Origin of the sequence: Marinilabilia rubra (assembly GCF_003121985.1) — a bacterium.
Lineage (GTDB): Bacteria > Bacteroidota > Bacteroidia > Bacteroidales > Marinilabiliaceae > Marinilabilia > Marinilabilia rubra.
On the sequence record NZ_QEWP01000007.1, the window covers coordinates 170,191 to 194,401 of the forward strand.

Annotated in this window: 17 protein-coding genes; 6 read left to right on the forward strand and 11 right to left on the reverse strand. The window is 40.9% G+C overall.

Annotated features, from left to right (window positions below):
- Positions 1-28 precede the first annotated feature (28 nt).
- Positions 29-676, forward strand: a complete 648-nt coding sequence (locus DDZ16_RS10585) for a CPBP family glutamic-type intramembrane protease (RefSeq protein WP_109264433.1) — start codon at positions 29-31, stop codon at positions 674-676.
- On the opposite strand, the gene DDZ16_RS10590 is transcribed toward DDZ16_RS10585, so the two are convergent.
- Both DDZ16_RS10590 and DDZ16_RS10595 read right to left on the reverse strand, forming a co-directional pair.
- Positions 673-1,398: a DUF6320 domain-containing protein gene (locus tag DDZ16_RS10590; protein ID WP_109264434.1), complete on the reverse strand. Its 726-nt coding sequence runs from the start codon at positions 1,396-1,398 to the stop codon at positions 673-675. The two genes, DDZ16_RS10585 and DDZ16_RS10590, sit on opposite strands and share 4 nt — an antisense overlap.
- A gap of 2 nt (positions 1,399-1,400) precedes the next feature.
- Positions 1,401-2,702 (reverse strand): hypothetical protein, encoded by a 1,302-nt coding sequence (locus tag DDZ16_RS10595; RefSeq protein WP_109264435.1) that lies wholly within the window; start codon positions 2,700-2,702, stop codon positions 1,401-1,403.
- A gap of 598 nt (positions 2,703-3,300) precedes the next feature.
- Between DDZ16_RS10595 and DDZ16_RS10600 the strand changes: the two genes are divergently transcribed.
- Positions 3,301-4,287 carry a Gfo/Idh/MocA family protein gene (locus DDZ16_RS10600; RefSeq protein WP_109264436.1) on the forward strand — a complete coding sequence of 329 codons (987 nt, stop codon included), beginning with the start codon at positions 3,301-3,303 and terminating at the stop codon, positions 4,285-4,287.
- 114 nt (positions 4,288-4,401) lie between these two features.
- Positions 4,402-5,253: an endonuclease/exonuclease/phosphatase family protein gene (locus DDZ16_RS10605; RefSeq protein WP_109264437.1), complete on the forward strand. Its 852-nt coding sequence runs from the start codon at positions 4,402-4,404 to the stop codon at positions 5,251-5,253.
- A gap of 203 nt (positions 5,254-5,456) precedes the next feature.
- On the opposite strand, the gene DDZ16_RS10610 is transcribed toward DDZ16_RS10605, so the two are convergent.
- On the reverse strand, positions 5,457-8,330 hold the full coding sequence (locus tag DDZ16_RS10610; RefSeq protein ID WP_109264438.1) for a TonB-dependent receptor: 2,874 nt from the start codon (positions 8,328-8,330) through the stop codon (positions 5,457-5,459).
- Positions 8,331-8,498: 168 nt separating this feature from the next.
- Positions 8,499-9,704: a hypothetical protein gene (locus DDZ16_RS10615; protein ID WP_109264439.1), complete on the reverse strand. Its 1,206-nt coding sequence runs from the start codon at positions 9,702-9,704 to the stop codon at positions 8,499-8,501.
- Positions 9,705-10,554: 850 nt separating this feature from the next.
- On the opposite strand from DDZ16_RS10615, the gene DDZ16_RS10620 reads away from it, so the two are divergent.
- Entirely contained in the window at positions 10,555-14,496 is a 3,942-nt protein-coding gene (locus DDZ16_RS10620; RefSeq protein WP_109264440.1) for an AAA family ATPase, read from the forward strand.
- 208 nt (positions 14,497-14,704) lie between these two features.
- Here DDZ16_RS10620 and DDZ16_RS10625 read toward each other — a convergent pair whose 3' ends face one another.
- The gene (locus tag DDZ16_RS10625) at positions 14,705-14,947 is read right to left on the reverse strand and encodes an SHOCT domain-containing protein (protein ID WP_109264441.1); all 243 of its coding nucleotides are present in this window, start codon (positions 14,945-14,947) and stop codon (positions 14,705-14,707) included.
- A 127-nt stretch (positions 14,948-15,074) separates the two neighbouring features.
- Between DDZ16_RS10625 and DDZ16_RS10630 the strand changes: the two genes are divergently transcribed.
- Positions 15,075-15,650, forward strand: a complete 576-nt coding sequence (locus DDZ16_RS10630) for a class I SAM-dependent methyltransferase (protein ID WP_109264442.1) — start codon at positions 15,075-15,077, stop codon at positions 15,648-15,650.
- A gap of 900 nt (positions 15,651-16,550) precedes the next feature.
- Here the strand turns inward: DDZ16_RS10630 and DDZ16_RS10640 are convergent.
- The 3 genes from DDZ16_RS10640 to dnaG form a co-directional block, all read right to left on the reverse strand.
- Positions 16,551-17,783: a nucleoside recognition domain-containing protein gene (locus DDZ16_RS10640; RefSeq protein ID WP_109264443.1), complete on the reverse strand. Its 1,233-nt coding sequence runs from the start codon at positions 17,781-17,783 to the stop codon at positions 16,551-16,553.
- A gap of 63 nt (positions 17,784-17,846) precedes the next feature.
- Positions 17,847-18,329, reverse strand: coding sequence for a pyridoxamine 5'-phosphate oxidase family protein (locus DDZ16_RS10645; RefSeq protein WP_109264444.1), 483 nt, complete (start codon positions 18,327-18,329; stop codon positions 17,847-17,849).
- Between the two features lie 48 nt (positions 18,330-18,377).
- Positions 18,378-20,339 carry a DNA primase gene (gene dnaG / locus DDZ16_RS10650; RefSeq protein ID WP_109264445.1) on the reverse strand — a complete coding sequence of 654 codons (1,962 nt, stop codon included), beginning with the start codon at positions 20,337-20,339 and terminating at the stop codon, positions 18,378-18,380.
- 149 nt (positions 20,340-20,488) lie between these two features.
- Here dnaG and DDZ16_RS10655 point away from each other — a divergent pair, with 149 nt between their 5' ends.
- Positions 20,489-21,178 carry an SIR2 family NAD-dependent protein deacylase gene (locus DDZ16_RS10655; protein ID WP_109264447.1) on the forward strand — a complete coding sequence of 230 codons (690 nt, stop codon included), beginning with the start codon at positions 20,489-20,491 and terminating at the stop codon, positions 21,176-21,178.
- 7 nt (positions 21,179-21,185) lie between these two features.
- Here DDZ16_RS10655 and atpG read toward each other — a convergent pair whose 3' ends face one another.
- Genes atpG through atpH form a run of 3 tightly spaced genes read right to left on the reverse strand, consistent with a single transcriptional unit; the run spans position 21,186 to position 24,206 of the window.
- Positions 21,186-22,061 carry an ATP synthase F1 subunit gamma gene (gene atpG / locus DDZ16_RS10660; protein ID WP_109264448.1) on the reverse strand — a complete coding sequence of 292 codons (876 nt, stop codon included), beginning with the start codon at positions 22,059-22,061 and terminating at the stop codon, positions 21,186-21,188.
- Between the two features lie 3 nt (positions 22,062-22,064).
- A complete protein-coding gene (gene atpA, locus DDZ16_RS10665; protein ID WP_109264449.1) occupies positions 22,065-23,657 on the reverse strand; it encodes a F0F1 ATP synthase subunit alpha in 1,593 nt (530 codons plus the stop codon).
- A gap of 12 nt (positions 23,658-23,669) precedes the next feature.
- Positions 23,670-24,206 (reverse strand): ATP synthase F1 subunit delta, encoded by a 537-nt coding sequence (gene atpH, locus DDZ16_RS10670; RefSeq protein ID WP_109264450.1) that lies wholly within the window; start codon positions 24,204-24,206, stop codon positions 23,670-23,672.
- Positions 24,207-24,211: the final 5 nt, after the last annotated feature.

Sequence of the window (24,211 nt, forward strand, 5' to 3'; positions counted from 1 at the left end):
ATTCACCCATTTTCTTTTATACCACCATATGTACAATGATTTAACGATTTCAGACAAAAGAAAGTGGCTTGAAATACTGGCTGTTGCTCTTACCGGTGCATTGAAGTTTATTTTAATGGACTGGCTTGAACTTCGGGCATTTTATATCAGCAGTGCCTGTCTGTTCTGGATCTTCTACATTTTAAGGAGATTCAGAACCGACAGGCACATTTTATATCAGTGGGGTTTTCGGAAAGATGGATTTAAAAGAACTGTATTTTTTTGTCTGGTTTTCACAGTACCCGCACTGGCAGGCATCATTATTTACGGGATAATCTATACCCCTGAATTCTTTCAATGGAACCTGATTCCCATTTTGGCGCTATATCCGTTGTGGGGTGTAATTCAGCAGTTTATGATGATAGGTGTAATTGCCGGAAATCTCAGGACCATTTCAACCTTAACCTTAAACGAAAAGCAGGTGGTTCTCCTTGTTTCAGTATTGTTCGCTCTGGCGCACTCGCCCGACTGGCTTTTAATGGGATTTACCTTTGTGATGGAGATTTTCTTCATCCGGGCTTATTTTAAATACAAAAACTTATGGGCCCTGGGTATTTTACACGGATGGCTGGGGGGATTGTTCCTTTACTTCTTAATGCAAAGGGATCTGTGGCACGAGCTGTGGGTGATATTTTAAATATGAAAAAACCGTCTGAGATCGGTTACCTTTTTCAGTCGGTAATGAATGTATAATAAAAGGGCTGAAATGATGGTGGATGAAACCATAACAATAAGGCTCCACCCAAATAACCTGGCATGGTCAAGATAGAGAGCAATAACGCCATCGGTACAAATACTGAAAAGGCCTATCCCCAGAATAGACCAGGCTATAACATTAAGGCCTTTTTGCTTACTGCGATGAATCAACCAAAATAACGAGAAAACAATGGTATAACCTGCAAAAAGGAGAGGTATCCCCAGGCTCATAGCCCAACCAATATCTCCGGAATAGATATCCAATAGCACCAAAAGCAGCGAAGCAGACACAAAACTCAAAGATCCCCAAAGAAAATATCTCCGCAACCAAAAGGTGACCATTGCAATATTGATAAAAAGCACCAGACTCACTGTTGCCGAATATTTTGACCATGTAATGGAATTATTTCCCACGAAATCAATCACCAAAGTGATTAGGATTCCTGAAAAAAGAATAATCGCTGAAATTTTTCGGATTATCTTTCTCTTCTGTATGCCGGATAACTTCTGATAATCTGTTATGAGCTTCTCATCCTGACTTTTTTTTCTTGTTTCTATAAAAGCCAGGTTGTCTTCATTTTTTTCCAGCAACGGTTCGCCACACAACGAACAAAAATTGGCATTCTCAGCCAGTTCAACACCACAATGGGGACATTTTATCATAATCACAAGTCACTTTCACGGTTAAAAGAGATTTTCTGCATCTCAAGAAAATCCAAAAATTTATTCTCAAACTCTTCGGTAGCTGTAACATTGCCAAAACTCAACACCAACTTATCTCCAAAACCGATGCCTGCACAACTGATCTTCAACATTTTATTGGGAGGAGGTGCGGTCAAAACAAAATAATTAATCATCGAGTTGGCCCCGGGGGTTAACTTCACCTTACCCAAATTCGTAACCACCCCACTGTATTGACTGGTTCCAAGAGAATTGAACTTAATCCTCAGGATCAGACTTTTCAAAAATAACGGAATGCTCCTGACGTAAATTTTCTTTTCACTCCCCACATTTCGGGAAATGTTTTTATTGATCAGCTTCTTTTCAGTTTCAAGCTGCATCTGATGGTAGGTAGTTTTAAGGATCTCTTCAAAGTTGTAGTGTCCAAGCCGCAGGTCGATCTCAGGCATTACAAATAACGAGAAGTTACGCATGGTCCCTGAAGAAAAAATGTTTCTAAGATTAACAGGCACCTGCACCCTGAGTATTTTATTCATCTTTAGTCTGGTAAGGGCACTAAGGTTTTCATAAATATCCTGAAGAATAAAAAGATAAACGGAAACCAGATAAACAGTAATGCTTACCCCTTTCATTTTGGCCACCTGCTTAATATCTGACATAGAAATGACCACATTGGTTTGTCGGAACCGGGGTTTGGAATTAAGATGAAAAGGCAGGTGAAACGCTTTGGACCTTTTTACTACCGGGGGAACATCTTCCCGAAAATATCGTTTATAGGCATCTTCATACTCTTCATCTGAGAAAGGTTCATCCGGCCTTTTGAATGCAAAATCATCGGGCACTTCCTTGCCACATTCCTGTGAATACAAAATCAGAACGGTTTTTAAAAACTCAAAAGCACCGCCTCCATCGGTAAGAATGTGTGAAACCTCAAGACTGATCTTGTTGTTCCAGACTAAAAACCGCAGTAGCAAACCTCCCTTTGAAAATTTCCGGCTTGGCCGTTTATCATCCACTTCAACAGCAATATGGTGGGGTAAATGTTCGAGATAATACCAAAAGAATCCCTTTCGAAGTTGCACAAGATAGTATGGAAAACGTTTCTCTGCTTTGAGAACAGCCCGCCTGAAAGCCTCAATTCTCACAGGTGCATGAAGGACTGCAGAGAGACGAATAACCGAGGTAACCTCAGTGTTAATAATGGCCGGAAATATTTTCGCAGCATTGTCAAGTGCAAACCAAAATCGGCTTTTTTGAGTAACATATCGTGTATTTTCAAGACCCATAAAAAACAGATTTATGGATGTAAATAAAGAACCACCTCATATTCTTCAAATTTATGAATATTTCAAAGACTGAAAGGCCTCAATGGTTTTTTGTTTTCATAGTTGACAATAGATCGTTAGTCCCGAATACTTCGGGATAGATATTAGATTTAAGTAGCCCAGCCGCGCGGAAGCCGGAAGCTGAAGTTTAGAAGCTGGAAACAATTGATTTTATTGTAGTTGAGAAAGTTTAACGAAGTATTGAGTTGAGAAACTGTTTAAATTTTGTTTTTGGAAGATGTTTTTGAAGAATTGAGTTCTTAGACAAGTCAAAATTTCCTTAAATAGCGTTGCTATTCGTGTCAATTTTGACGAAGTATAAGAGCTCTAGCCCGGAAAACATCCCAAAGGATAAAACTTAAAACAGTTTCTGAAGAATCTTTATTAAATTAGATTGTTTTTTTGAACCGTTAAGAGTTCAAGAAACTTTTAGTACTAAACAGACAAAAATAGCGGCCATTGTTCTTCCAGTCATCCCGGGCAATAATCATCTTGAAGGGTGCAACGCTGAACCATCAGAATGGCCATATTTTGAACGAACTGAAAAACCTTTTTGGACATGAAAAAGTTAAAAATCGGGGTTCTCGGAACTTCCAATCATTTCGTGAAACGGGTTGTTCTTCCATTAAAAGAAACCCACCACTGCGAAACTTATGCCATTGGATCCCGCAACATTGAAAAAGCAAAATCTTTGGCCAATGAGTTCGCCATCCCCCTTTGGTACGGCTCTTACCAGGCTGTAATTGATGACCCGGAAGTAGACATGATATACATCCCTCTGCCCAACCACCTGCATAAAGAATGGGTAGAGAAAACCATTGATGCCGGAAAACCCGTTCTCTGTGAAAAGCCCATGGGAATGGATACATCCGAAACACGGGAAATAATTAAAAAGGCCTCTGATGCCAATGTGCCTTTGATGGAGGGATTCATGTACATGTTTCATCCAATGTGGCAACATGCCCGGAATATAGTAAGATCCAGACAAATTGGAAACATTCAATATATTCATACCGCATTCTCTTACAATAATCCTGCGCCTTCAAATATTCGCAATATCCCTGAGTACGGAGGCGGTGCGTTAATGGATATCGGCTGTTATGCCATTTCTGTGCCCAGGTTTATTCTCGGCTCAGAACCTGACCGGGTGATGGCATTACAAAGTAAACACCCTGAATTTGGGACCGATATGCACTCCTCAGCCATTATGGATTTTGGAGGACCAAGAGCCACGTTTACAGTCTCCACCACCTCTCAGGCTTTTCAGAAAGTGGATATTATCGGAACTTCCGGCAGTATAACCATCCATATTCCTTTTAACACTTTCGCAGATGTTCCGGCGACTATTACCGTAACCGATGGGATAGGAACCCGGAATATTGAGTTCCCCGTTTCAAACGCCTATGGTTTGATGTTTGACGCTTTTGCAGAAGCCGTAAAGGAAAACAATCCAATGCCTGTTCCGGGATTAGATGCCATTAGTAATATGAAGGTAATTGATGGTGTCCGAAAATCGTCAGAAACTGATGGATGGGTTGAAATTTAAAACCATGTCTGATACAGAACCAAGGCAAATAAGTCATGATTCCGGCACCTCTTTCCCGGCCCCCTGTAGGGGGATATATTGAAAATTAAACAGTTAAATCTAAAATTCAGGAAAATGAAATTCAGTATGGCGATCCTGTTATTGGCAATAGGCAGCTTTTTCGGATGTCAGAACAATCAGGATTATTTGGAAGTTATCTCTTTCAATGTACGTTATGCCAGTGATGGCGACGGATCCAACGTTTGGGACAACAGAGTTCCTTTAATCAAAACCTATTTCGAGGAAAACCGGCCCGATGTAGTGGGAATGCAGGAAGTATTGCCCAGGCAGCTTCTGGATTTGAAAAAACTGCTTCCTATATATCAATTCGTTTCTGCCGGACGTTCTGACGGCAAAAGTGAAGGAGAAGCCTGCCCCGTATTTTACCGGAAAGATCTCTACAATGAGATTGAAAGCGGAAACTTTTGGTTGTCCGAAACCCCGGATGAGGCTGGAAGTATGGATTGGGATACCCATTTCCCGAGAATTGTAACCTGGGTACATCTGGTAAGTAAGATAACAGGAAAAGAGTTCTTTTTTGTGAATACCCATTTTAGCCATATAAGCGAGGAAGCCCGGGTAAATAGCGCTGATATGCTCCTAAAACAAATTCATAAGCGTTCGGGGGATAAACCGGTAATCCTAACGGGTGATTTTAACACCCCTAAAGGGAGTAAGCCATACAACCGTCTAATTCAGGGACATGAAGAAGAAATACAGTTGAGAAATGCCGAAGAAGTGGCACAAACCTCCTACAACGGTGAGATAACTTACAATGCTTTTGATCCTGAATTTGCCGGAACCAGAATTGATTTCATTTTTGTCACCACTGATTTCGAGGTAAGAACCCATTCGGTAGATGAGATAAAAAAAGACAGCGTATTTATTTCTGATCATTATCCGGTAAGAGCTGAGGTGATTTTGTGAAAAGCTAAAAAGTTTAAATCAAAAAGAAAGGCCCCCGGAGTTAATCCGGCAGGCCTTTCCCGACTTCAACAAACGGATGGTAATACAATTTTCGGGACCATCAGTCAGGTATATTGTCCACCTGTTAATTATACCTCTGGCCACTCGTATTTTTTGTCAGCTGATTAATAATAGTCACTGACCTCTAGCAACTAAACTATTCACTAAAATTTATAGCTCAAGCCAATGCTGAAAGAACGTCCCGGATTACGGAGTTCGCCTAACTGATCCTTGGCCTCATATGATTTAAAAAAGTATTCTCTGGACTGCCCCAATATATTGGATACTTTAAAATCTATTTTCGTCCTCTTCTCTTCTCCAAACTTTTTATTGAGACTGAAATTCAAGCTATGGAAAGGACTGGTGTAAAAGTCAGGGAAAACATCACCTCCCACAATGGATAAGGTCTCTCCTTTTACATTGTAGAACAAACCGGTTGAAAGACCACTCTCAATATTGTTGTAGCTAATCCCGGCATTGATAACATAAGGCGACTGCCCTGCCATGTTGCGGGTTTTATCTATGCTCTGCCCTTCTTTCTCGTACTCTTTCCTGGATTCATATTCAGCATCGGTCATGGTTACTTCCGACTGAGTCAGAGTGATATTTCCATTAATATTAAAGTTTTTAAGGGAAGGTGAAATGAGATCCAAATTCTTGCTAAACTCAAATTCCACACCCATCAATTCGCCTTCTCCAACATTACGCGGTTGATACTCGGTACTTGCTTTGGCTTTTGTAATTCGTACCAGTTCAATTGGGTCGGTGAAATCTTTGTAGAAAACACTGGCACTAATATTTTGTCCTCTTTCCCAGAATTTTTCCCACCTAAAATCAAAATTATTAATGTACGTTTCCTTAAGGTTGCCGTCCCATTCATCCACTTCATATAATCCACCATTAAAAATGGAGTTACTGATAGGATCAATAATCTGCGCAAAAGACATCTCTTTAAAAGAAGGACGAGCAATCGTTCTTGAAAAAGAAGCCCTCAGGTTTTGATCTTCTTTCAATTCATAGATAAAACTAATGGTTGGAAAAAAGTCAAAAGAATCAAGCACTTTATCATTATCCAGAACTCTTGTTCCATTCTGGCTCTGTCCTGTATGGCGCATTACATAATTCTCAACACGAAGCCCGACAATGGTTTTGAGTTTGGAGAGCGCATAAAACTCATTGGAAACATAAAACCCAAGGTTGTTTACATTGGCCTCATAAGCATTGGATTCACTGGACTCAGGTATCATATAAATATACCCATTTTGGCCATCATAAATGTTCTCCGGACGCAGGAACAAAGAAGGATCAGCCTGCTCAAAAACCACCCGCTCGGTGAGCTGGTACCCCATTTTGGTGATTTCGTAGTCACGGGTTTTGTAATTGTGACTGACACCCACTTTCAGTTTCGCACCCTCACCTCTTACTGTATAATCTTTGGTAAGATCTATTTTTGCCGAATTGTTAATCTCACTCAGCTCACGCCAGGTTCTTGACGGGTAACCTGCAGCTCCGGCCAGAAATTCATATTCACCTCCTGAGTTCTCGGTAAATGCAATCTTTCTAATATCCGGATCATCCGAGATAGAGAATGTTGGTGACACTCGCCAGTCCAATTCCCAACCTGCATCATCAAACACATGAGTTCCGTTTAAAAAGACATTGGTCAATGAACGCTGATTGTATTGAAGTCTGTCGGAAGGCGCAGTATAGCCTGACTGACCGATGGCATCTCCGTTGTTGTCTATATTAAACTGGCCCGCTGTGCTGGCGCCATTCTGCAAATGCATAGCGGTCAGGCGGATTTTATTATAATTGGTCTTATAGGCCAGTCCGCCCAATACTCCGATCAATACATTTTTCTCTCCCACAGCTCCGTTCCGAAGGGTAGAATAAATCAATTCAGGATCGGAATCATCAATAACCTTTTTATAATCGCCAAACACGACCTCATCATCGTAATCGTATTCCGACTTATAGGAAAACGAAAAAATATAACCCAGTTTGGGTGCTTTTTCGCTGTCGGGATTCAGGTCAATTTGGTTACCCATTGAGATACCGGCACTGTAGTTCAGAAAGCTGGTTGCAGCTTTAGCGCCAAGGGTTGGTGAAAAACTATTAACAAAGTTGTTGATATTAGATGCATTGGAAGGCGTAGGCAACAAGCTGTTGGCACTTGGAATGTTGGATGGTAAAGCTCGTGTTCCATCATCGAATCCAAGAAAATCAGTATCTCCGCCATCGTAGGTAAGGAAATCAGAGTTGAGATTGGATTGAGGATTGTAGGAAGTACTTACCGAAACGCTGATTCTTTTGCGGTCGGGGAAGTCTTTTGTGGTAACATTCATAAGACCACCGGTAAAATCGGCAGGCAAATCAGCAGTAAAGTTTTTACTAACCACCATATTGTCAATGATATTGGTGGGAAAAATATCCATCTGCAAGCTGTTGCGATCAGGGTCAAGACCGGGAATATCCAGATTATTCAGAGTTGTTTTGGAATAACGGTCACCCAATCCACGCACATAAACATACTTCCCTTCTTCAACGGTAACCCCTGTTACACGCTTGGCTGCTTCAACAGCTGTTCCGTCACCAATCAGTTCAATTTTGGCGGCAGAGATACCATCCAGCATCACCGATGATTTCTTCTTCATAGTTTGAAGAGCTGCTTCGGTATTGCGGATCGCTCTTGCGGTTACCACTACATCTTTAAGTTCAACGGTACTTTCATTGAGTTCAAGATTGTTTAATACCGTAACATCATCAGCTTTAACTTCAACCCCTTCTACGGTAAGAGGCTGGAAAGAAATAAATGAAAGTTGTAAGTCGTAAGTTCCTGGTTCTACATTCAGGGCAAATTTACCATCCAAATCGGTGGCTGTTCCAATATAAGTATCTTTAACCACCACACTTACCCCCACCAAAGTCTCGCCGGTAGACCCATCAAACACCGTTCCTCTGATGGTTCCTTTTTGAGCGTATGCAATTGTTGAAATTATTACTAATGCAAAAATTGCAAAGAGTTTTTTTGTTTTCATCCGTTTGTTAAAATTTTGTTGTCTGTCGTTTGTTTAAACTTTCGAAGTTTTAGAGTTAATACAGGGTTGGTTTCATCTTTGAGTCAGGATTTTCATTACATAGTAAACAGACTTGCAAAAAATCCTGCAAGTCTGTTCAAGCTTATTTATTATTGATATCAAACACTATTAGAATGCGTTGGCAGCTGCGGCCCAGGTCCAGCTGAAGATGCTGGTTTGAGGTCCTACTGTGTTTTGGCCCTCAGCAACTTCTGTTAATTCGGCAGCATCAATGCCATCAAATACTACAGATGCATCAACTCCATCAGCAAGGGTGTACTCAAGGTTAGAAACACTGCTGCTGGTGGCAGCCACCATGTCAGCATATTCTTCAACAACGATGTTTTCGTTGGGAACGTCGTAGAAATATACATCTGACATATTAACATTGGTGCTGGCATCAAAGTCGATCAACTCTTCACCCAATTCACCTGCTTTACAGATTCCGTTGGTGAAAGTGTGATTACCGTTGATGTAAGTACCTTCCGGTCCGTCCAGCTCGAAGAGACTTCCCTGAGGATGAATCACTGCAAAGTTTGAGCAGGTTCCGTTCCAGGCCTGGTCAGTATCCAAACCATCATCACCTGGGTTCCATACCACCACGTTTGAAACATTTACAGTACCACCAAACCATTCGATACCGTCGTCCTGGTTGGCAACAACTTCAATGTTCTCAACTACAGTCTTGTTTCCTACTCCACCAAGCGTAAGTCCGTTGATTTCGTTACCTTCTCCGATGTTACTTCCACCGTGACGGATAGAGATGTATTTAAGAACTCCTGAATTATCTTCATCATCAGTACCACCATATTCACCATTGGTATCGGTACTTGGGATACCTTCAATCTGAGCAGTGGTTCCGTCTCCTACAGAAATATGAGCATTCCCGAGAACGATAACACCACCCCAAAGACCATTGATATCGGGAGGCAGATTTGGGCTTGCAAAGTCTCCGGCAGCCACATCTTCAGGAGTAATCTCATCAGCTACTGACGTGAAAATAATAGGGGCAGTCGCTTCACCTTCAGCCATAATAGTGGCATCGCGAGCAATCAAAAGTGCAGTGGCATTTGATCCTGTACCGGCTTCACCTTTAATGATGGTACCAGGCTCAATAGTTAACGTAGCACCTGCTTCAACAGCAATTCTACCACCCAGCTGGTAAACATTCTCACTTGTCCAGGTAGTATTTTCTGTGATGTTATCGGTCACGATAACGTTTGTTGTTTCATTTTCATTTCCACCATTGTTGTCGTCATCCTCAGTGCAAGCGGTGAAAGAAAAAGCCATTCCAAATCCTAAAAGGAGGCTTAAAAGTTTAAATGAATTTTTCATTGTCTTCTTGTTTTTTGATTTGTCGTTTAATTTCTGACACTGCAAAAGAACAAGGACAGGATTGCGTGTAGTTTAAGGGGGTTTTAATTAACCGTTAATAAAACAGATTCGGGAGTTAAAAGTAAATTAACATTAGGTCTGACACCAATGATTTATTGAACTTTAAATTATTAATAATGTTTGACTTGAAATTCATAAAGAGTGTATCCTCTTAATAAAAAAAGAAGAATCCCCTGCAAAAAAACGCCCCTGAAGATGAGGTCAAATAGATTTAGTACATTTGTTAAAAAGCTGTTTTGCATAATTCAAATGGATACAATAGATCGTTAGTCCCGAGGCTTCGGGATAGATATTAGATTTAAGATGAATCATAACCAATTGACATTCGGAGCGTTAACCCAAAAAACCATTAACATATAAACAATTGATTCAAAGCTCATTGCAATCCCGAACCATCGGCATAACGGACTATTAGATGGATAAACACGCTCAAAAAAACAGGTTTACCTTTACAAACTGTTTAAATTTTGTTTTTGAAGAATTGAGTTCTTGGACAAGTCAAAATTTATGTGCGTGTTCAGAAAGTATCATTTACAAAGCCTGCCCTTATTTTTCTTCGGGGGCTTTCGATACCCGAAAATAGGCAGTCCCGATAGGGATGAGTAATTTTCGGGCAAGCGTAATGCGGTAAATGGGACTTTTTGGACACGCACTATTTGAGGAAATTTTGACGAAGTATAACAGCTCAAGCCCAGAAAACAGCCTAAAGGATAAAACTTAAACAGTTTCTTAATGTATTCCGCTATCCCCATCGGGATTTTTATACACTAAAATTTGAAAAGCACCAAGCATGGAACAGCCAGCCATTCCGCTAAAACTCTATGGACGACAAAAGGAGATAAAAACTCTGCTCGAGTCATTTGAACAATTAAGTGCAGGTCTTGGACAGATACTCCTGATCCCGGGACATTCGGGGGTTGGCAAAACAGCTCTGGTTCAGGAACTCAAAGGACCTGTTTCTCTTAGGAACGGATTTTTTGTAAGTGGTAAATTTGAGCAGTATCAGCAAAACATTCCCTTTTTCCCTTTCCGCCAGGCCATAGCAGATTTATGTAATAAATTACAATCAGGGTCGGCAACTGAAAATGAAAGAATAAAAACAGAAATACTGGATGCTTTAGGGGATTTGGGTCAGGTTTTAATAGATTTTTTTCCGGAGTTTGAGTCATTAATCGGACCACAACCTGCACTAACGACTGTTAGTCCTCAGGAAGCCAGACACAGATTTGCAGATGTTTTTCAAAAATTCTTAAAAGTTATATGCCGACCTGAGCATCCCCTGGTATTATTTATAGATGACTGGCAATGGGCTGATGTTGCTTCCTGCGGATTAATCCGGCAACTTCAGATAGGCACTTCATTGAGGTATTTCTTAATAATCGCTTCATACCGCGACAATGAAATCGATAAAGGGCACCAACTCTTCTCTGCCCTAAATGAATTAAAGAGTCGCAATGTGATAATTGAGAAACTGCCCGTTTATAATATCACCCGTAAGGATGTACAAACCCTAATTAAAGATTCCTTTCTGCCAGAAGTAATAAATGCCGGCGCGCTGAGTGAGTTGGTTCATTCTGTTACGAAAGGTAACCCGTTTTTTGTCAGGTCGTTTATAAATTATTTCCACGAATCCGGAAATATTTGGTTCAACCCCCGCAAAAACATATGGGCTTGGAACATAGAAAAATCTGTCTCAAAAAGTCTTCCCACAAATGCGGTTGATTTATTTGCTATAAAACTCAGAAAACTTCCTGCCAATCACCAAAATTTATATTTCCTGGCTGCCTGTCTTGGAAACACTTTTGACCTGAATGTTTTAAGCATCATCAGCGGTTATACACCGGAACAATGTCAGGAGTACTTCCTCTCCAATGAAGGAGAAATGTTGGTATTTCGTTTAGATGAAGACTCCTCACGTGAAGATGCGTCATTTCTCAAAGGCCCAATACTGTTCAAGTTTATCCATGACAAGGTACAGCAAGCTGCCTTTACTCTTGTAAGTGGCGGCAAACTCCCATCCATAAAGCTAAAAATAGGCAGGTTGCTGATTGATAAGTTGGGATACCAGCAATTGGATGAAAGATTATTTGAAATAATGGATGCTTTCAACCAGGCAATTCATTTAATAACCCATGAGGAAGAAAAAGAAAAGGTTGTTAGATATAATTTAGCTGCTTCAAAGAAAGCCTATACGGCAACAGCATACAAGTCGGCATTGAATTTTTGCAGGGCAATTGACCCTTTTTTTGAAGATGAGTCTTTTAAAACCCGGCAATGGCAGAAGAACCATCGATTAATGGTGGATCTATATAAGCAGAGGGCTAATTGTGAATTTCTGGAAGGAGACAGAAATAATGCTGTAGAAATGCTAATGGAAGCTGTCGCCAATGCAGAAACCGCTATTGAAAAAGCAGGAATTTTAAATATTCTAATAATCCATTATACCCTTATGGCCCGATACCCTGAGGCCATTAAATGGGGGAAACAGGCACTTGATGCTCTGGGCATATCTCTGCCTTCCGATAATTATGAAAAAGTCAGGAATAAAGAAATAGCCATTGTAAGAGAAGCCATTGGGGGACGAACAGTTGAATCGTTGAGCCATTTGCCCATTATGGATAATCCGGAAATGCTTACTGCTTCGGGGATACTCATAACGATGGGGCCTCCCTGCTACCGTTCCCACCAGAAGCTGTGGAGTGTAATTGTGCCCAAAGTGGTTAACCTTACCCTCCGATATGGAAATATCCCTCAGGTAGGATATAGTCATACCGCTTTTGGTGGTTTGGTTGCCTGGGTTGATAATGATTTTAAAACAACTAAAGCTTTTTCGGAGCTGGCGGTTAAACTAATGTCAGAAACATTTCAATCCCCCTCCGACCAGAGCATCTTTTACCTGATGCAAGGGAGTTCCATTACACACTGGTTTAAACACTTAAAATACAGTTGCAGCGATTACAAAGATGCTTACGAAGCTGGATTGAGATCAGGAAATCTTCAATACGCTGCCTATGCATTCGGACACAACATGTATTGCCGGTTTTTTCAGGGAACAGAACTCAGTACTTTAATGCAGGAAACCATACATTCCCTTGAATTCAGTAAAGCCAGGCTAAATCATTGGGCGATTGACCTGCTTGAAGGAGGAATGAAAATATTTGAATTCCTTAGTTCTGAAAAAACAAACGGCTCTTCCATCCAAATTGAAGATACGGTATATCTTAAAAAAGTTGAAGAGCATAGGAATATTCAGGTTAAGTGCATTTACAACATCCTGAAGATTTACTCATTGTATATTCTGGGCAACCATAAAGAGGCCCTCCGGATAATAGAAGAAACCGAGGATATCCTTTACACGGTGGGGACACAAGGGTTATTGCCATGGCCCGAATTTGAGAGCCTGCGGGTATTAGTCAATTTCTCAAATTACCAGGAGTTCAACCCCAATAAACAACAAACAATTATCCGGCAACTTAAGAAATCCATTAATCTATTGAAATTGTGGGCCCAAAATAGTCCGGAAAATTATGAGCACAAATATCAACTGGCACTGGCCGAAATGGCCAAAATTGAGGGCAACACAAATACTGCTGCTGAATGCTTTGACAAGGCACTAAAAGGAGCTACGAAAGAAGGCTTTATTAATTGGGAAGGAATTATAAATGAGAAATATTTTCAGTTCTGGCAGGAGCTGAACAACGAGATGCTTGCCAAGTATTACTGGAAAGAAGCTTATTCCGGTTTTTCCAGATGGGGAGCAAGAGCAAAGGTGGTTGTCATGGAGCACACATATAGAAAGAGTATGGAGAGACGCCTTGGCATGAAATCACTCTCTGAAGATATCAGATCAAACCTCATCAATAATCAAATTAAGGAACTAAGAGATTATGCTCTTCAAAAACAAGACCGGTTTTTGCGGAATAAAGCTGAAGACCATGTTGGCGAATTGGCCCATGCCACTAAAAGACTGCGAATTGAGATTGCCGAAAGGAAAAAAGCACAGGAAGAAATCAAAAAGAAGAATGAAGAACTTCAGTTGCTTAATGCTACAAAGGATAAATTCTTTTCCATTATTGCCCACGACTTAAAAAGTCCGTTTAACGCCATACTCGGGTTTTCAGATCTGCTCAGGCAAAAGGCCGTAGAAAAAGATTATGAAACGATAAAAAAGTATTCAAGTGTTATTAACAGTTCGGCCAACCAGGCAATGAATTTATTGATTAATCTCATGGATTGGGCCAGATCGCAAACCGGCCGCATGAGTTTTAATCCCGAAAAAATTGACCTTATCGAATTATTGGAGGAGTTGAAGAAATTATTTAATATTCCACTTGAGCAAAAATCAATCACCCTTGAGATAAATCTGGAAAATAACAACCTCATTTATGCCGACAAGGCTATGATTAATACTATTCTCAGAAATTTACTCTCAAATGCCATAAAATTCACAGAAAATGAAGGCACGATAAAGGTTTATTCTCAAAAAAACGGGAACGGGTCCGAATTAACAATCAGTGATTCCGGTGTCGGAATCCCTCAGGAAAAGTTAAAAACATTGTTCCGCATTGAAGAAAACAAGTCAACCCCGGGTACCAATAATGAAAAAGGGACCGGATTGGGATTAATTCTCAGCAAAGAACTGGTAGAAAAGCATGGAGGCAAAATATGGGCCGAAAGCAACGAAGGAAGGGGTTCTGATTTTCAATTTACAATTCCTGATTCCCCGGCCTGAGAACGGTGCGACTTAATACGGCTAAAAAAACAGGCTGTCCAAAAAGTTATGAATTTTTAGCCTTTTGTCGTTCTGAACGTAGTGAAGAATCTGTTCTTTTGATGTACAGATTTTTCGACTACGCTCAACTTAAAAACCTTTGGCGTTTTTAACTTTTTGGACAGCCCCTTGCAAATGAGTTCTAAAATTAAAAATGAAACAAAAAAGTCTATGAGGCCAGAAGATCCTTGAGTTTCTCCTCATATTCATTTCTGTCAATCTCCCCTTTAACGTACCTTTCTTTTAAAATGGTAAGAGGAGAGGGATGTTCTTCTTCCAACGCATCCTTAATTCCTTTTTTGGTAGCCCAGGATAAAAATGCAAGAGCTGGAACTGTTATCATCCAGCCCCAACCGATGGTCCAGGCTCCTTTGCTTTTTTTCGTTGTTTTATCTCTTTTTTCTTCCTTCATAATTCAACGTTTTGAGTATGTTAGCCTACAATATAACATTTTAGAATGAAAAGGGAAAGGGTTTATAAGCCAAACATGATTGGCTTTTTATTGTTCTAAAAGGATAATTTCAGTAATTTCATGACTTATGGAAGATAAAAAATTTGATCCGGAACTAAGAGATAAACTAAACAACCCGGAACGTTTAGAAAAACTTGAACCCGGGAAAATATGGGACTTTATAAACTATAAAAACCCACTCCAAATCATTGACATCGGAGCCGGAACAGGCTTTATAACACAAGCCCTGGCCAGCTATGCTCCTGAGGCAACTTTTGAGGCTTTAGATATTGAACCTGTCATGGTTGAGGAAATGGAAAAATCATTGCCCAAAAACTCCAATATCCGACCTTTATTGATGGAGAGAAATAAAATTGACAGTCCGGATGAATCCACAGATGTGGTTGTAATGATCAATCTTTTTCATGAACTGAACAAGCCACATAAACTGCTGCGTGAAGTAAAAAGGGTACTAAAGCCTGGTGGAAAGCTGCTTATTATCGATTGGGCAAAGAAACCTGAAGCCAGTGAATCAGGCCCTCCAATGGATCACAGAATAGATGAGGCAACCATAACTTCTTTGATGATTGAAGCCGATTTTTCAAACATACTCACCACTGATGATTTTACAGATCATGTTGGGGTAATAGGGACAAAAGTTTAAATTAGGGAGCGCTGAAAAACGCCTACTTAATTAGCGTTTAAAACTTTAAATCATATCAACAAACTCCTAAGTGCAAGGTTATTCCACATCAAACTCGGATTTCTTTGCACTTAATCATAAAAAAACAGCTAATCAAAAGAACAAAATTTACTGCACCGCCCGAATCTCGAAGTATTTCAATACTCCTTCGATTGGGCGGCTTGTAAATTTTGCCCTTTTGACTTTTTCAGCAGTCCCTAAATTAGAAATTATGCAGGGTGCGCTAAAAAACGCAAATTCAATTAACTATCGGACACTTAAAGCACATCAACAATTAACCGGGTGCAAGGTTATTCCACAGCATACTCTTATACCTTTGCACTTGTAAATAGGGTCTGCTGAAAAAGTCAGCAGCCCTATTTTAATTTTATTTTTTATTGTCCTTTTTGGCATTGCCCCAAAAAGAACGAAAAAAGTCTAGTCCGTTTAAACCTATCCGCCCGCGAAAGTCAAAATTTCCGGCCATAGCGCAAGGCCTTGAAAGTCGTCCATTTTGGCTTCCCGCTGTCCGCCGGCCCGGAAAACGAACAGGCCACCGCGCCTTACAAATAGTAAAAGCCGTTCAGCCTAAAAACATTCTTTTGAACAGTAACATTTTGAATACTAATTACCGCGGGAGCAGACTTTTTGATAGATTTACTTGAAAACCTTGCACTTTGAATGTGATTATTAGCTATAACTGATTTATTATTAGTTCTTTATTTGTTTCTCAGCAAGCCCTAAATAAGAAAACTGCTAATCAAAAGAAAAAAATTTACTTCACCGGCCCAATCTCGAAGTATTTCAATACACCTTCGATTGGCCGGCTTGTAAATTTTGTCTTTTTTGACTTTTTCAGCAATCCCTAACGTAAATTTTTCTCTATCCAAAAAAGAGGTAGCCCAAAAGAATGGCGGCAATTATACCGGAGAAATCAGCAATTAATCCACAAGTAACCGCATGCCGGGTTTTGCGGACACCTACTGATCCAAAGTAAACGGCAATCACATAAAAGGTAGTATCCGTGGCACCCTGTACGGTACTGGCAATGCGACCAATAAACGAATCCGCTCCATGCAGGCTCATGGCATCCACCATCATGCCGCGGGCCCCACTGCCGCTAAGAGGTTTCATTAAAGCGGTGGGAAGTGCCCCCACAAAGTCTGTATTCAAACCGGCAGCGCTAATCACCCAGGCAATGCCATCCGTCAACACCTCCATGGCACCTGCAGCTCTGAAAACACCTATTCCCACCAGAATGGCAATAAGATAAGGGATTATTTTAACAGCTATAAAAAAGCCATCCTTAGCGCCTTCGATAAAGGATTCGTAAACGTTCACCTTTCTTATAACGGCCATAACAATGAAGGTGACAATAATGGAGAACAGTATAATATTAGCGGTGAGTAACGAAACAGTTCTTATCTCTTCACGGTTGAGCAATGAAAGGCCGTAAATAACTGCACCGATGAACAGGCTCAGCCCACCCAGATACCCCATTACAACTCTGTTGAAAAGATTAATTTTCTGTGCGATAGCCACGGAAATCAATCCGACAACCGTGCTAAAAAAAGTGGCCAGCAATATGGGTAAAAAGATATCGGCAGGATTAGCGGCTCCCATTTCAGCCCTGTAAACCATTATAGAAACAGGGATGATGGTCAATCCGGAGGTGTTGAGCACCAAAAACATGATCTGGGCATTGGATGCTGTATCTTTTTTGTCGTTGGCAGACTGCAACTCCTTCATAGCTTTCAGGCCCATCGGGGTTGCGGCATTATCCAAACCCAACATATTGGCAGCAATATTCATCATCATGGATCCATAGGCCGGATGATCTTTGGGAAGAGTAGGAAATATCCTTCTGAAAAAAGGTCCGATTACTTTTGACATGGCTTTTACCATCCCCCCCTTTTCGCCAATTTTCATCAGTCCCAGCCATAGAGTAAGGACTCCGGTCAGTCCCAGTGAAATCTCAAAACCTGTTTTGGCATAATCAAAAGTCGCATTCATTAAATTGGAGAATACTTCCAGATCCTGAAAGAAAATCAGTTTAATCAATGCTACCACAAAGGCTATTAAAAAGAAGGCTATCCAGATGTAGTTTAAAACCATAAATCAGAGTTTTGAGACAAATAGAACCCGGCCATAAAATGAAGCAATTAAGCTCATTTGTTTTTAACGTTTATAGGCATCATGAGGTGCACCAAATTCCTTGCAGGAAATATTGTCAACATCAATCTGCCATATTTTAACATTTCGAACGGCAGGATCATTGTATTCAAAGCGCTTTTCGCTGTATTGCTTCATAATGTAGTCCAGAGCGTCCCGCTTCTTATCCATGTCTTCCACAAAGGTCACTTTTCCTTCAGCAACCACACTCTTGGCTCTCATCCGGTAGCTACAAGCAACCTTAGGGTGTTGAAAAGCCAGCTCCTGCCCCACGTTAAAAGTAAGGCATATATGATTATTATTTTCCAGTGCTCTGACAATTCTGCCCTCAGGTGCACTATGAAGATAGAAGATACCTTCATGATAGCCAAAGTTCATTGGTACGGAATAAGGAAGACCGCTTTCATCCACCACCGATGCAAAGCAGATATCGCATTGAGCAATTACACTTTCAATGAATTCCTGATCTTCGTGGGTAAATGTTCTCATGTTCTTAAATTTCTTAGCTTTATTGTGACACAACGGGTCAGTCCCTCATTATACAATGGTGCGGCTACCCAGTTCTTTAGATATATAAACGAATGCTTGTTGTAAATTACTGTATTCCTGAAGAACTTCCATCAGCATTTCCTGATTTCCTTCCTCCTCTGCCTTTTTCATTTGCTGGCGTTTCTCCTCCAGCAGAACTTTTACTTTTTTCCATTTTAACTCGGTTACCACTTTGGGGACCAAATCATCCAGGCAATCCTTTTCTTCCCGCATAAAACCCAACTTTTCGTGGATTCTGCTCAATGGATACTCTCTGGCAATCAAATCCGTTGCAAGACTACTAATCTGATTATCGGAACTGGAAACAAAAAAATGTGAAGAAGAGAAACCTTCATTTCCATAATTCTCTTCATACAACTGCATCAATTTATTGTACAAGGGATTACTACTTTCCAGTTCATCCTGCTTCAATTCTGATATTATATACTCGCCTACAGAAATTTCGTGTGTACCATCTTCCATCTCAAACTCTCCAAGAGAATCGTTTCCAAATTTCAGCAGAAACCGCAGTACTTCTCTCTCCTCTGTTTCAAACGGGTTGGATGAAGAGCTTGCAGCCCTTGAAACCATGTGGTCAGCCGTATTGGAAACTGAAGGTGGAACAGGACTATTATATTGAGTCTTGGAATAGTTCTTTTCCATTTTCTTTTTCCTGAGCTTTCCTATTTCCATAAAAAGAACCTGTTCCTCTACTTTCATCAGGCTGCTGCAATCTTTAACATACTCGCTACGGGTAATAGAATCGGGAATCACTGAAATGGTGCGAACAATATCCTGAACGAGTCTGGCACGACCAATAGGATCATTTTTAGACTCTTCCATGAGCAGGCCGGTCTTAAAACGTAAAAAGTCTGTTTCGTGTTTTTTGATGTATTCTCTAAGCGCTTCTCCCCCAAGTTTCTTGGCGTAAGAATCGGGATCTTCCCCGTCGGGCAGCAACAATACCTTTACATTGAGACCTTCCTCCAGGACCAAATCAATTCCTCTCAAAGAAGCCTTGATTCCGGCCGCATCACCATCAAAAATGATGGTCAGGTTTTTAGAAAAACGGGCAATCAACCTAATCTGATCGGTAGTTAACGCCGTTCCCGAACTGGCAACCACATTGGCAATACCAGCCTGATGAAACGAAAGCACATCGGTATAACCTTCCACCAGAATGCACCGATCCTGGCGCGAGATCTCTTGCCTGGCCTGATACATCCCATAAAGAATCCGGCTTTTATGATAGATTTCCGACTCGGGAGAATTGAGATATTTAGCCGTTTTTTTATTAGTCCGCAAAATCCGGCCACCAAAGCCTATGACTTTTCCGGCAAGGCTGTGAATGGGAAATATCACTCTTCCTCTGAACCTGTCAGCCTGATAATCGTCACGTACGATGGTAAGCCCGGTTTTTTCCAAAAAATCAAGCTTGTAGCCTTGTCTCAGGGCTTCCTTTGTAAAGGCATCTTTTGTTTCAGGCGAATAGCCTAATTGAAACTTCTGAATAATGTCATCTCGAAATTGCCGTTCCCTGAAGTAACCTAATCCAACAGATTTTCCCTCATCCGACTTATGAAGACGATCCATAAAGTAAGTAGCTGCAAAACTGGTTACCACCAACATACTCTCACGGTCATTTTGGTGGGCCATCTCTTCGGGGCTTAGCTCCTTCTCCTCAATATGTATGTGGAATTTCCTTCCCAGAATTTTAATGGCCTCAATGAAGGAAATCTGCTCGTGATCCATCAGGAAATTGACGGCATTTCCACCTTTACCGCAACCGAAACACTTGTAAATACCTTTATGGGGAGACACAATAAATGATGGCGTTTTCTCATTATGAAAAGGACACAAACCAATGTAATTGATGCCACGCCGTTTGAGGTTGACAAACTCCGACACAACCTCGGTTATTTGTCCCTGTGCTGTATCCATCACCTTATCTATCGTGCCCTTGTCTATCATGCGTCTTTTGTTAATTTGTCAACTTTCAAAGGTAAAAAATTTTTTATCCATTCCGAGGTGCTTTATTTCAGCTTCCACTTAACAACACAGGTAAAATCTATTATATTAGTTCCTTTCATAATTTTAATGAGACACAAAATAAATATCAGATGAGAAAACTGGTAGTTCTTTCCGGATCAGGCATAAGTGCAGAAAGTGGAATTAAAACTTTTCGCGATATGGGTGGACTATGGGAGCAGTACGACGTTACAGAGGTTGCCTCTCCGCAGGCATGGGAAAACAACCGGCAGTTGGTTCTGGATTTCTACAATCAACGGAGAAAACAATTGTTTGAGTCAGAGCCAAACCCGGCACATTACGACCTGGCTGATCTTGAAAAGTATTTTGATTTAAGAATTGTGACCCAAAATGTGGACGACTTGCACGAACGGGCAGGCAATTCAAATGTTTTACACCTGCATGGGGAACTTAAGAAAGTAAGAAGCACCGTTGATCCCACATTGATTTATGAAATGGATCATTGGGAATTGAAAGAAGGAGATATTTGTGAAAAAGGATCTCAACTCCGGCCTCACATTGTATGGTTTGGAGAACCGGTTGATGCCATCATGGAAGCTGCTGAAGTTGTTTCTCAGGCGGATATTTTTGTGGTAATCGGTACTTCCCTGTCTGTATATCCGGCTGCAGGACTGCTTCAGTATGTATCGTCTTCTGTCCCTGTTTACATCATTGACCCTGGATCACCCGAATATCAATCGTCTCCAAGTATCCATCCAATAAAAGAGAAAGCGTCATCAGGAATGAAAATTCTGAAAAAGAAATTGCTTCAAGAGGCTTGAAACACTTCTATTTCTTAAGTGCTTCAGCTCCTGAGGTGATTTCAATCAACTCATTGGTAATGGCCGATTGACGAGCTTTATTATAAGACAACTGAAGATCTTTTATTAGGTCGGTAGCATTATCCGTCGCTTTATGCATAGAGGTCATCCTTGCCCCATGTTCAGAAGCAATAGATTCCAGCACAACCTGATAGAACATTGATTTTAACGTTTTGGGCATCAATGTATCAACAATAGTCTGGCGGTTAGGCTCCAGAATATATTTTGAAATGGCCTTATCCCGTTTTATTTCGGGAATGGCAATGGGCAGAAATTGCTGAACCTGAACTTGCTGAACAGCAGCATTAATAAACTCATTATAAACAACAATAGATTTCTTAAGAATTCCAAGATCATATTCATCAAGAAGCTCTTCAGCCAGCATTGAGACTTTATTAAACGTAGGATCTGAAAGCTGTCCCTCCTCCAGCAGGGTAGGAATAATATTTCGGCTTCTGAGCATTTTCCAGGCTTGTTTACCCAAAACCCGGATTTCTACATTGCCACTCCTGTAATCATCCCTCAATTCAGTTTTAAGGAGATTCTGTACAGCCTTAACAATATTCGCATTAAAACCACCACACAAGCCCCGGTTGGAGGCAATTACCCATAGCACCACCTTTGTTCCGCGGCCCGGAGTAGTATATTTAATTGTAACATCGGGATGAGCAGCCACCATATCATTAATAATCCCAAGTAAATGGGAGGTGTATGGACGTATGTGCCCAACATCATCCTGAGCCTTTTTCAGCCGGGCAGCAGATACCATTTTCATAGCACTTGTTACCTGGCGGGTCGTTTTTATGGCACCAATACGGGTTCTTATGTCTTTTAAGTTGCTCATGTATTAAATGTCTTCATCATCAGATTCAAAATGAGAAGCAATATCCAGGGCTACCTGCTCAATTTTTGCGGTGATATCTTCGTCAAGCTGACCGCTCTTTATTCTTTCAAGAACTTCGGGATGTCTTACTTCAAGAGTGTCGAAGAAGTCTTTTTCAAATTCCCGCACTTTGTCCATAGGCACATCTTTCAACAACCCTTTTGTTCCGCAATAAATAATGGCCACCTGCTTTTCAACAGCCACCGGTTGATATTGGGGTTGTTTGAGCAGTTCAACATTTTTTCGTCCTTTATCAAGAACGGCCATTGTTGCAGCATCAAGATCAGATCCAAATTTTGAGAATGCCTCCAGCTCACGGTATTGGGCCTGATCAAGTTTGAGCGTTCCGGCCACCTTTTTCATGGGTTTAATTTGGGCATTACCTCCCACTCTTGAAACGGAGATACCCACGTTAATGGCTGGTCTGACTCCGGCATTAAAAAGGTTGTTTTCAAGAAATATCTGACCATCAGTAATCGAAATAACGTTGGTGGGGATATAAGCCGAAACGTCACCCGCCTGAGTTTCGATGATAGGCAATGCCGTCAGGGTTCCTCCACCTTTTACCTTATCTTTCAAAGATGGGGGAATGTCATTCATCTTTGCGGCAATCGCATCTGACTCTATTATTTTGGCTGCTCTTTCCAGCAATCTGGAGTGAAGATAAAAGATATCACCGGGGAATGCTTCACGTCCCGGCGGGCGACGCAGCAAAAGTGAAACTTCGCGATATGAAACAGACTGTTTGGATAAATCGTCAAAAATAATGAGTGAATGTCGGCCGGTATCTCTGAAAAACTCCCCGATGGAGGTACCAGAAAAAGGTGCATAGAATTGCATTGCAGCGGGATCAGCTGCCGTTGCTGAGAGGATAATTGTATATTCCATTGCCCCATGCTTTTGCAAGGTTTTTGCAATCTGGGCAACAGTTGACCCCTTCTGTCCTATTGCAACATATATACAGTATACCGGATTACCAGCTTCATAAAAAGATCTCTGATTTATAATGGTATCCAGTGCAATAGCGGTTTTCCCGGTCTGACGGTCTCCTATAATAAGTTCGCGCTGTCCACGACCAATAGGAGTCATCGCATCAATCGCTTTGAGACCGGTTTGCAAGGGTTCCTTAACAGGCTGTCTGTAAATCACCTCCGGTGCTTTTCGCTCCAGAGGCATTTCAAAGGTTTCACCCTTTATAGATCCTTTCCCGTCAATAGGCTCACCCAAAGTGTTTACTACGCGGCCTACCATCCCGTCACCTACTTTAATGGAAGCAATTCGTCCGGTACGGCGAACAATATCACCTTCTGATACAAGTTGCGATTCACCAAAAAGAACAACTCCAACGCTGTCACTTTCCAGGTTCAAAACAACACCCATACAGTTATCAAACTCCACCAATTCATTGGCTTGGGCATTTAACAACCCATAAACACGGGCAATGCCATCACCAACCCCCAATACGGTACCAACTTCTTCAAGTTCGGTAGCTGACTGGAACCCTTCTATTTCTTTTCGTAATAAATCGGATACTTCCGATGGACGAATTTGTTCCATACCGGTTATATTTTAACTCAAAAATTTCTGTTTTATCAATTTCATCTGGTGGATTATACTGTTGTCAATTATTTTGTCATCCACAACAAGGATCAACCCACCAATAATTTCGGGTTTCACTTTGGCTTCCATTTCAACGGGCGCATCAAATTCTCTTTCGATGTAAGACTTAAGCTCTTCAAAATAGGACTCATCAAGAGAGGAAGCCGTTATTATCTGAACGCTTTTTATCCCTTTAAACTTCTTATAAAGATATTCAAAATAACGGATCATATCACCCAGCAAAGGCTCCCTGTTTCTTTCAATCACCAGATCCACAAACTTTAACATAATGGGATGCTGCTCGCCTGATAACACCTTATGAATGACCTTCTTTTTCTGAGATGGTTTGATTACCGGATTATTAATAAAAGCACAGAAATCTTTTACCGAAAGGCAATGATCAAGCAGGAGCTTGGAATCAGTATAAAGCTTGTCAAGCTCTTTCTTTTCCTTTCCCAGCTCGAATAATGCTGTTGCATACCTGACTGTAATGGGGCCTCTGTTCATTTTAC